This is a genomic window from Parashewanella hymeniacidonis (assembly GCF_016900895.1).
Lineage (GTDB): Bacteria > Pseudomonadota > Gammaproteobacteria > Enterobacterales > Shewanellaceae > Parashewanella > Parashewanella hymeniacidonis.
In genome coordinates this window covers 1-9430 of record NZ_JAFEUN010000135.1, presented here as the reverse complement: position 1 = coordinate 9430, position 9430 = coordinate 1, and the positions used below count along the sequence as shown (strand labels likewise).

At 37.8% G+C, this 9430-nt stretch carries 9 protein-coding genes; 4 read left to right on the top strand and 5 right to left on the bottom strand.

The window, feature by feature from the left end:
- Positions 1 to 431: 431 nt before the first annotated feature.
- Entirely contained in the window at positions 432 to 1331 is a 900-nt protein-coding gene (locus JQC92_RS19320) for a bifunctional methionine sulfoxide reductase B/A protein (RefSeq protein WP_205001180.1), read from the bottom strand.
- Between the two features lie 151 nt (positions 1332 to 1482).
- Here JQC92_RS19320 and JQC92_RS19315 point away from each other — a divergent pair, with 151 nt between their 5' ends.
- Complete coding sequence (locus JQC92_RS19315; RefSeq protein ID WP_205001179.1) at positions 1483 to 2322, top strand: isopenicillin N synthase family dioxygenase; 840 nt, start codon at positions 1483 to 1485, stop codon at positions 2320 to 2322.
- A gap of 622 nt (positions 2323 to 2944) precedes the next feature.
- Positions 2945 to 3118: a hypothetical protein gene (locus JQC92_RS19310; protein WP_205001178.1), complete on the top strand. Its 174-nt coding sequence runs from the start codon at positions 2945 to 2947 to the stop codon at positions 3116 to 3118.
- Between the two features lie 5 nt (positions 3119 to 3123).
- Here JQC92_RS19310 and JQC92_RS19305 read toward each other — a convergent pair whose 3' ends face one another.
- Positions 3124 to 4038 (bottom strand): 1-aminocyclopropane-1-carboxylate deaminase/D-cysteine desulfhydrase, encoded by a 915-nt coding sequence (locus JQC92_RS19305; RefSeq protein WP_205001177.1) that lies wholly within the window; start codon positions 4036 to 4038, stop codon positions 3124 to 3126.
- Between the two features lie 175 nt (positions 4039 to 4213).
- On the opposite strand from JQC92_RS19305, the gene JQC92_RS19300 reads away from it, so the two are divergent.
- On the top strand, positions 4214 to 4624 hold the full coding sequence (locus tag JQC92_RS19300) for a YccF domain-containing protein (RefSeq protein WP_129946956.1): 411 nt from the start codon (positions 4214 to 4216) through the stop codon (positions 4622 to 4624).
- 24 nt (positions 4625 to 4648) lie between these two features.
- On the opposite strand, the gene JQC92_RS19295 is transcribed toward JQC92_RS19300, so the two are convergent.
- Positions 4649 to 5479, bottom strand: coding sequence for a M23 family metallopeptidase (locus JQC92_RS19295; RefSeq protein ID WP_205001176.1), 831 nt, complete (start codon positions 5477 to 5479; stop codon positions 4649 to 4651).
- A gap of 80 nt (positions 5480 to 5559) precedes the next feature.
- The gene (locus JQC92_RS19290) at positions 5560 to 6429 is read right to left on the bottom strand and encodes a 6-carboxytetrahydropterin synthase (protein WP_205001175.1); all 870 of its coding nucleotides are present in this window, start codon (positions 6427 to 6429) and stop codon (positions 5560 to 5562) included.
- Positions 6430 to 6687: 258 nt separating this feature from the next.
- Between JQC92_RS19290 and JQC92_RS19285 the strand changes: the two genes are divergently transcribed.
- Positions 6688 to 8034 carry a dihydroorotase gene (locus tag JQC92_RS19285; protein WP_205001174.1) on the top strand — a complete coding sequence of 449 codons (1347 nt, stop codon included), beginning with the start codon at positions 6688 to 6690 and terminating at the stop codon, positions 8032 to 8034.
- Between the two features lie 39 nt (positions 8035 to 8073).
- Here the strand turns inward: JQC92_RS19285 and JQC92_RS19280 are convergent, their stop codons facing one another.
- Positions 8074 to 9093, bottom strand: a complete 1020-nt coding sequence (locus JQC92_RS19280) for a hypothetical protein (RefSeq protein WP_205001173.1) — start codon at positions 9091 to 9093, stop codon at positions 8074 to 8076.
- Positions 9094 to 9430 lie beyond the last annotated feature (337 nt).

Genomic DNA, 9430 nt, shown 5'->3' with positions numbered 1-9430 from the left:
GCACCAAAAACGACCAGAAACCGTAGGTTCACTATATCATTTCTGGTCGAAATTGAATGTATCAAAGAGCTATATTGTATTAGCGATCATAATGTTAGATTTTTTTCATAGCCGACTAATTATCTGTTAATTCCTGAGTTTTTTAAATTATGTAATTTTGGAAGAACTGAAACAATTAAACCAGAATCACAAGTTCTATTGATAATTACAAGTAATAACAGTACACAGTATAAATCTACCCTCTCTTTCTCATTTGAATATATCCAAAGCTTAATAGCTAGCGCTTAGCTTCGTTTGGGCGGCTCAAGGGATTCAAAAGGGGAAGCAGTTGGAGGCTTCCCTTTTTTAGCGATGTGGAGTGCTACTCCACGACTTTAAAAACTTCGAAGAAGTTTAAGCTTCACAAATGGCTTAACCAAGCCAACATTCAATCACTTAACCTTGTCAGCAAACACTCGTTTAAACTTCTCAACTTTAGGCCTTACAACCATCTGACAGTATGGTTGCTCACCATGTAACTCATAATAATCTTGATGAATATTTTCCGCAGGATAAAATCGATCAAACATCGTCAATTCAGTAACGATCGGTTTAGGGTAAACCAGCGACTTATCCAACTCTCGAATCACTTCAGTAGCCTCTGCCGCCTGCCCAGCATTATGTGCAAAAATCACGCTGCGATATTGCGGACCAATATCATTTCCTTGCTGGTTATAGCTGGTTGGATCATGTGACTGAAAGAAAACCTGTAGTAAGGTCTTAAAATCAACTTCATTAGGATCATACTCTAATTGCACGACCTCAGCATGACCAGTACTACCACTGCATACAGCCCTGTAATTTGCTTCGCTCGCTGCACCGCCAGAGTAACCTGAAGTGACACTGATCACACCTTTCATTAGGTTATAAACCGCTTCCGTACACCAAAAGCAACCACCACCAAAAGTTGCAAGATTAGGCTGGGATTGTAAAGTTCGATCAATTGGTTCAAATTTCATCGAAACCGAGTTAACACAATGCCGAATATTGTTATCAGTTAACCTCTCACCTTCAAATACGTGCCCTAAGTGGCCGTCACAATTACTGCATATGATCTCTATGCGCATTCCGTCTACATCAGGTACTCGAGTTACCGCACCAGTAATTTGGTCATCAAACGAAGGCCAACCGCAATGTGAATGAAACTTATGTTCGCTGCGATATAAGGGTGCATCGCATTTTTTACATAAATAAACACCTTCAGCTTCAAGGTCAGTATATTCACCAGTAAAGGGTGGCTCAGTTCCTTTGTCTTCAATAACATAACGTTCAAAGTCTGTCAGTTTATTCATAGTTCAATTCCCAAAATTTTATCTTTAGTTAATAGACAGGCCAAAACTGAAGTAGCTTTCAATATCACGTTTTTGCAGTTAATTGTGCTACAGAGTACAATACTCTCGGGTCAAATAGGGGCTACGCCCTATATAATATAAGAATATACCAATGAAATTAGAAGCAATTGATTATCTTGCAAAGGACGCTGCTCAACAATTTGTTGAATCTCTTCATCAAATCGGGTTTGGTGTGTTAAAAAACCACCCTATCGATCAAAACTTGGTTGAAGCGATTTATAAAGAATGGCATGAATTCTTCAACTCAGAAGAAAAGCACAGTTTTAAGTTCAACGCTGAAAGTCAAGACGGTTTTTTCCCAGCTGAAATTTCTGAAACTGCGAAAGGTTACACGGTTAAAGACATCAAAGAATACTTCCATGTATACCCTTGGGGACAAATCCCTGAATCTCTTCGTGAGAATATTTTGAAGTATTATGAACTTGCCAATAAATTTGCAGCAGAGCTTCTATCTTGGATTGAAGAGCACTCACCGAAAGAAGTAGCCGAGCTCTACACAGAAGCACTATCAAATATGGTAAAAGACAGTACTCAGAGCTTATTGCGCGTACTGCATTATCCACCGATGACGGGCGATGAAGAAGCAGGTGCCATTCGTGCTGCTGCCCACGAAGATATCAACTTACTAACAGTTTTACCTGCTGCTAATGAGCCAGGTTTACAAGTTCAAGATAAAGATGGTTCTTGGGTAGACGTTCCAAGTGACTTTGGTAATATCATCATTAACATCGGCGATATGCTTCAAGAAGCTTCTGGTGGTTATTTCCCATCTACATCACATCGAGTAATTAACCCTGAAGGCATGGATAAAACGAAGTCACGAATTTCACTGCCTTTGTTCCAACATCCACGCCCTGAAGTAGTCTTGTCTGACAACTATACTGCCCATGAATATTTAATGGAGCGTTTAAAAGAATTAGGTGTTATTTGATACATCTTTTTTAAATGAGAAATCGCTCAATATTGAGCGATTTTTTTTATGTAATTTAATTAGAATTGATTAGAATCTGTTTTAAAAAATAAATCAGACTATTATTCTGTAAAATGCAATGACTATAGTGTTTTCAGACTCTAGTTTGAGATCTTCGTCGAAATAATACACAGTACTTAATGTTTAAATCTTTACAATTATGAAACATTTATGTTTGTCTATAGTCACTTTAACACTGACGCATATCCAATTGATTTAATTATACTTTTAATAAACTGCCGTTTCAAGTTCATTTTAAGTACAATTCAGTCCCAATGCGGGTTGCAGGGCATTTTAACGTACTGTTCCACAAGCTTATCCACAGGTTTAGTGGATAACTGCTTGCAGCTCAATATCCACGGGATTTTGGGATAAAAAACGCTTATTAGTAACCGAAAAATAAGTCGTTATAAAATTACAAAAATGACAAAGTTTAGAATATGAAAGCAAGTAATTTTATCTTCTTAAAACTTGATTTTTTGAAAATTGTTATCTACCTATTATCAACACCACTTGAAATTTCTTAGTTCTATTCTAGAGTTTAGTTGTTTAAACAAATACAAACGAAAGCACGGAGAGCTGTATGCCATTCAAAGTAGAAGATCGTCAGATAGATGTGTCATTCCCTGTTAAAGCAATATCTATCCATAAGAATGCCATTGTCTACACTGACAAATCTGGAAAAAATAAAGAAATATTCACTCAAAAAAGTGATGCGTTGAATTTCATGAGATGGTTGGTCAACAGCCACGTCTAGTTCCGCTATTCAATATTATATTTTCTTTTATACCTCAACAGCATCGTCTCATTAGCTAATATGCCACCTTGATGAATATACAAAATCGAGGTGTTCATTAATTCATGAAGATGATGTTTTAGAGTTATCAAACCTACTGGATCATATAAAAGTTCAAATTCAATCCCACTCATATTAGCTTCACACCAAGTATCGTAAAGCTTCTTATTAAGCTTACCGAAATGGAACCGTTGAGGCGTACTTAATATTTCAGGGTATAAATGGTCATTATCAATAAGCAAATTAAACTGATGTTTTAGGTATTGCACATCACCCACAACCGCACAGGTTAATACTTGAATATCTATGTTTTTGGATGTAAAAAATTCCTGTAAGAATAAAGCCGTTGTTCCTGTTCCTGATGGTAGAAAAACTGTTAACGGTATTTGATTTTTTTCTAAGGCCCATTGTGTAATTTCTTCTGCTAACTGATGAACACCATACCTTGCCAAATCGGAGCGCCCGCCTTCTGGTACTACTAAAACTTCAGGGTTGTTGGCGTACTTTTGCCTTAACCAAGCTTCTTTTTCTACGTCCCCTTTAAGTGCAACAGGAAATACCTGAACATCAGCTCCTTGCACTAACGCTGCTTTATAATTGCCAATAGGGTTACTTTTTAAATGCTCAGGAATGCGGTCGACAAAAAAACTGAATGACCAAGATTTTGACTGAGCTAAAGACGATAATGAATATAAAGAATTCGCTTGGCAAGAGCCAAAACCAACGAGTTGTTTTACTGCGGGAAAGTCATTATCGAGCAATGCTTTAAACTTTCTTGCTTTGTTGCCACTAAACTTAGGATGCAATAAGTCATCCCTCTTAATGAAAAAAGGGCGTCCAAATAAATTGACTTTATCTACTGGGCTATTGGTCAACTTCATTATATTTTAGCTAAAAAGGCGATTCCAAGATTGAGAGATTTTATCAGAGAACCCACTGAATTACTGAGTTAACTAATAAAATCACTGAGTTAAAAAGCTTGGCATGTATTTCGCTATATTTGAATCAGTAGAGTATTACAACAAACACAACTCATTGAAGAGATTGGGAGATGAAATGGCTGTATTTCGCATTATTTTTAATATTGCTTGGTTTATCATGGGTGGTTTTTTGATGGGAATAGCTTGGTGGCTCGTCGGCATCCTTTGCTTCATCAGTATTATCGGTATACCTTTCGGCCGAGCGTGTTTTGTTATCGGTGAATTGTCTTTTTGGCCTTTTGGCCAAGAACAAATGAATAGAAGAGTTGCTCGTGGACGTGAAGATTTTGGAACGGGTACCTTTGGTACGATTGGTAATATTATTTGGTTCTTATTATTTGGTATTTGGATGGCCATTGGTCACTTGCTTCATGCTGTAGCGTGTTTTATTACCATCATAGGCATTCCATTTGGTATTGCTCACTTGAAGCTAGCATTACTCAGCTTAGCTCCAATAGGTCAGACTATTGTTGCTAAGCCAGATTAATCATATTCGCAAAAATAATACTAATTATTTCTTTTTCATCACCGACTTCATATCAGGGACGATAGAAGTTGGATCTAATCGCATTTGGAACCAATTTAAACGCCAATCTAAGTGAGGACCAGTAACTCGACCCGTCGCACCTATTTCTGCAATTGGCTCACCTTGTTTCACTTTCTGTCCTTGTTTCACATAAAGTTTGCTTAAGTGCAGCATACTTGAGCTCACACCAAAACCATGATCAATAATTACAGTACCACCTGAATAAAACATATCAGGTACGGCTAAGGTAATTACGCCGTCGGCAGGAGAAACAATCGGCGTCCCGGTGTTCCTTGCGACATCAACCCCATAGTGTGGTCGTCCAGGTTTACCGTTGTAGACTCGCTGGCTACCATAAACACCTGAAATTCTGCCTGTAACGGGCCAAATAAAATCAGTAAAAATGGCCGTCTGTTGAGACTCTGTATTACGAGCTGCTCTTACCTGCTTACCATCTTTTTTAGCTCTTGCTAACGCTTTAGGGTCAGGTTTCATGATTTTTTTACTGATACCATTAACCCGATCAATTTTGTATTTTTTGGCGGTAACTTTTAAAGGCTTTATTTCCGTTAAACCATTTGGATAAATTACTTTTAACTCATGTTCTGGCTTTGCTTCACGCTCAAACCCAAAGACAAAGTCTCCTGATTTGGCTACCTGTACAGGTTTGCCATTTAACAATACTTGAGATTGAGGAGGAACATTACCTTTTATAAGACTGCCCTGCTCAAATTTACCCTGTAAATGAATTGAATTGGCTAATGCAGAAAAGGAAAGTAAAAAGGAAGCGAAAATAAATGAAATGTATCGAGTCATGATTTGGCTTATTTATTTATAATAAACCAAATCATAACAGTGTTTTTACTGTTTACTCAACGAAAGTTAAGGTTCAAATATTAATTTCTAAACGCAATGGCACCTTTACCTACGCCTTCAAATGCGACAACTTTATAACTTTTTTCAGGGTTCATGGTGTGCAATGTCTCAGCCATAAAGTCAGCCAATAGCTCAACGGTAGTATCATGAGGGATCATGTCAGTTACCGTTTTAGGTATGGCTAATTGAAATTCACCTTGAGGTGCGAGATATCTGAAACCATAATGACTGTCATCATTAACACTTTCAACATTAATATCTAAACCAGAAATATCTACTCGATCCTCTTCACTACCAAGATAAATATCTTGCCAACGCTCAGCCCAATATTGGTTCCAGCGAAGTGATTCTTCACCATCTTCATAAATCGTAACTGGACTGCGGTGACCATGAGCAATCCGCTGACAATTACCATCATGTTTTTTAAGGCCATGACTGTAATGATAAAAAGGCGTGTCGAGTTTTTCGGCTCTTAACGTTAATTCAATTGCATTCACGTTATCAGGTAAAACGATACTCAACTTTTGCTTTAAAAAATCTATCACATTATCAAAAGCAATGTCAGTTGCTTCAATAAAAGTAAACGCTTCTTTAGGGCAAATTAGATGCATGCTGCCTACTTCACTTTTGAAATCGACAATGGTTTTTTCATCGGTAAATTCAAAACGACTTGCGGCTGATAAACTCGGCACCAGCAAACGATGGTCAACGATTTCATCGATGGTATGTTTAATCGCTTTTTTTACTTTAGCGAAATCAAGGACCATACTTTGTTCGTCCAAACCACCCTCTAAAACAACATCAACAATCCAACTTTCACCCACCATCCCACGTTTTTCACACAAATAGGAAAAGTCGATCACAGTTAGATCTTTTACAAAAAGCAGCATTAAATCTCCTCGGCAGAAAAACAGTCCGCCAAAACTCATACCAAATCACGATATTTGGTATGGCTCCATCGGCTATGGCCAACGAGCTTTACAACAAATAGCCGACTATTATACTCAAACTTTAACGAGCTGGCGAGGTTCACTCTTACATCCCTGACAAAATCTTTATTTGACGCTTAAAAAGTGACAAAGCGCACACTTACTGCGGTTTTGAGGTATTATATGCATGATAAACATCAATAATTAATTAGGTATCCTATGAAGACTTTGATATGCAATGCCCAACTGGTCAATGAAGGACGCATTTCGACTCAAGATTTACTGATTGAAAACGGCCGTATTAGTAAAATCGACCGCCAAATTTCAGCGCCAGCTGATGCAAAGGTTGTTGATGCTCAAGGAAACCATTTGATTCCGGGAATGATTGATGATCAAGTTCATTTCAGAGAACCTGGCTTTCCAAATAAAGGCACTATTGCCAGTGAATCGAGAGCAGCGGTTGCAGGCGGTATTACTAGCTTTATGGAAATGCCAAATGTAAATCCACAAACCACAAATTTAGATGCGCTTGAAGACAAATACACTCGTGCTTCACAAAGTTCTTTAGCTAACTTTAGCTTTTATTTAGGTGCTACCAACGATAACGTTGAAGAAATAAAACGCCTAGACCCCAATCAAGCTTGTGGCATCAAAATTTTCATGGGTGCATCAACCGGAAACATGCTGGTTGATAATGAATCTACCTTAAATGACATTTTTGCTAATGCCCCTACTCTTATTGCAACCCATTGTGAAAATACCCCAATGATCACCGCAATAGAAGAAGAGTATCGTGCTAAGTATGGTGACAAAATCCCAATGAACCTGCATGGTGAAATTCGCTCCCGTGAAGCTTGTCTTGCATCATCTCAGTTAGCGACTTCTCTAGCCATCAAGCACAAAGCTCGCTTACACGTATTGCATTTAACCACCGCTGATGAGTTGTACTTATTTCAGAAAAACAAACAACTTGCAGATTTAAAAGGCGCCAATATCACGGCTGAGGTTTGTGTACATCACTTATTTTTCAATGACAAAGACTATGACAGACTAGGAAGCTTAATTAAGTGTAACCCTGCAGTTAAGCGTGAGTCGGATCAACTGGCTCTGATTAAAGCAGTTCAAGATGATGTTATCGACATTATTGCGACTGACCACGCACCTCATACTTGGGATGAAAAGCAAAACGAAAGTTATTTTAAAGCGCCGTCTGGTTTACCGTTAGTTCAACATGCACTTCCATCTGTGCTTGAACATTATCATAACGGTAACTTCTCACTTGAAAAGATTGTTCAAAAGACATCTCACGCCGTTGCTGAACGTTATCAAGTTAAAGACCGTGGTTACTTACGTGAAGGTTATCATGCAGATTTGACATTAATTAACTTAAACAAGCCATTTGAAGTGACGAAAGAAAATATTCGCTATCATTGCGGTTGGTCAGCATTTACTGGCTACAACTTCCAATCAAGCATTATCGGCACTTGGGTCAATGGTAATCACATGTTTGATGGTGAGCGTTTTATCAATAAACAGTTTGGTCAGCGTCTACAATTTACACGTTAATCTCTTATGAGCCCAAGTCATCCTTGGGCTCATATTTGTCTAACCCAAAATGCACTTTATGGCTTCATAAAAAAACTTTTGGTTTATTTTTTGAATTTGTTCAAATCCACCTTCTAACATTTCTCGCTGAGCCTTCTTAACAGCACTAGCTTCATCGGTTTCTTCGGCTTCCGAAACTAAAGAAAGCTCAACTTGTGAATTTTTTCTAGAATGATTTGGGTGCTCTTCAATAATTTCATCTGTGTCTTCTAACTCTACCTGAATTCCTTTTAAAGAATTTCGTGTTGGTGAATGTAAATCATAGAATTCAGTGTCAAATTTTGGTTCAGGTCTTCTGCTCTTCGAAAGCTCATCAACAGTAACATCCATTGACGTTTTAAGAAAATACTTTACGTCTTGTTTTGCTTCAGGTGATAAATGAGAGCTAGCTTCGATAGCATTAAGCTCTGATCTTAATTCGAAGTATTTAGAAAAAAAGCCTACTCTAGAGCTTTTGCAACATTCAGACACTGCGCAACTTGCAGTATATAAAGGATTACCCGCTATCTTTTCATCAAAAAACTGGCTTTGCTCTTGCGACATAGCTAATAAAGCCTTATTTGACGGTTTTGAGACTGGCTCCTTAAAGATGTTTTCTTCAAAATCTACATTTTGCATGCTCTTTGCAAATTCAGAATTTGGATCAATCCACACGATAAACTTCAACTGATCATCTTCACTAACAATCTTGTAATTTACTCCACTCTGATAATTAGCTGGAAGCGAAGCTTTAAGTGCATAGAAATCATCAATTTTACTCGTGACGTCATGAGCTGACTGACAATGGGGAGTGAGTATATTAACCGCTCTTTCTATAATTTTTTGACGTGAGCCACGGGTAAATAGATTTATTAAGCGCTCAATAAAAGACATAGCTCCTTTAGCTTTTTTTAAATCTCCGTCTTTAATGTGTTCCCATGTCTGCTTAGACAATCCACAGCTGTCAAGCATCGAATCGACGCCACTTGGTATTTTTAGCTGATGCTTATATTGACCTGCGCTTCTTGCATAGTCATACAATTCGTAATGTTTACATGGGTTGTGTACTTCCATAAGCTCCCCCTAAAATAAATACTTTTGGGTAATGGATAACAGATTTCAAAGTCTTTGAAGATTAAGAAAGGTGTAAGTCTAGTTAATTAACTATACCTTAGAATAAAATAAGAACAATTTTGTTCCATGAATTTTGGATTAATAAATGTTTAGAGTCTCAAATTACATGTATTGGAGATATATCGAGTAGGGTGAGGCATCACTGCCTCATCCCTCTCACAGAACCGTACGTACGGTTCTCGTATACGGCTCCTGCTTAATTCTATTCAGTTACTTCGTACTGAACACATATCCCGTTTGTACC

What these genes read in the sequence shown, in the direction of transcription:
- JQC92_RS19295 (WP_205001176.1), bottom strand. Translation starts at nt 5,479, where the DNA reads ATGACTCGATACATTTCATTTATTTTCGCTTCCTTTTTACTTTCCTTT.
- JQC92_RS19300 (WP_129946956.1), top strand. Translation starts at nt 4,214, where the DNA reads ATGGCTGTATTTCGCATTATTTTTAATATTGCTTGGTTTATCATGGGT.
- JQC92_RS19320 (WP_205001180.1), bottom strand. Translation starts at nt 1,331, where the DNA reads ATGAATAAACTGACAGACTTTGAACGTTATGTTATTGAAGACAAAGGA.
- JQC92_RS19315 (WP_205001179.1), top strand. Translation starts at nt 1,483, where the DNA reads ATGAAATTAGAAGCAATTGATTATCTTGCAAAGGACGCTGCTCAACAA.
- JQC92_RS19290 (WP_205001175.1), bottom strand. Translation starts at nt 6,429, where the DNA reads ATGCTGCTTTTTGTAAAAGATCTAACTGTGATCGACTTTTCCTATTTG.
- JQC92_RS19285 (WP_205001174.1), top strand. Translation starts at nt 6,688, where the DNA reads ATGAAGACTTTGATATGCAATGCCCAACTGGTCAATGAAGGACGCATT.
- JQC92_RS19305 (WP_205001177.1), bottom strand. Translation starts at nt 4,038, where the DNA reads ATGAAGTTGACCAATAGCCCAGTAGATAAAGTCAATTTATTTGGACGC.
- JQC92_RS19310 (WP_205001178.1), top strand. Translation starts at nt 2,945, where the DNA reads ATGCCATTCAAAGTAGAAGATCGTCAGATAGATGTGTCATTCCCTGTT.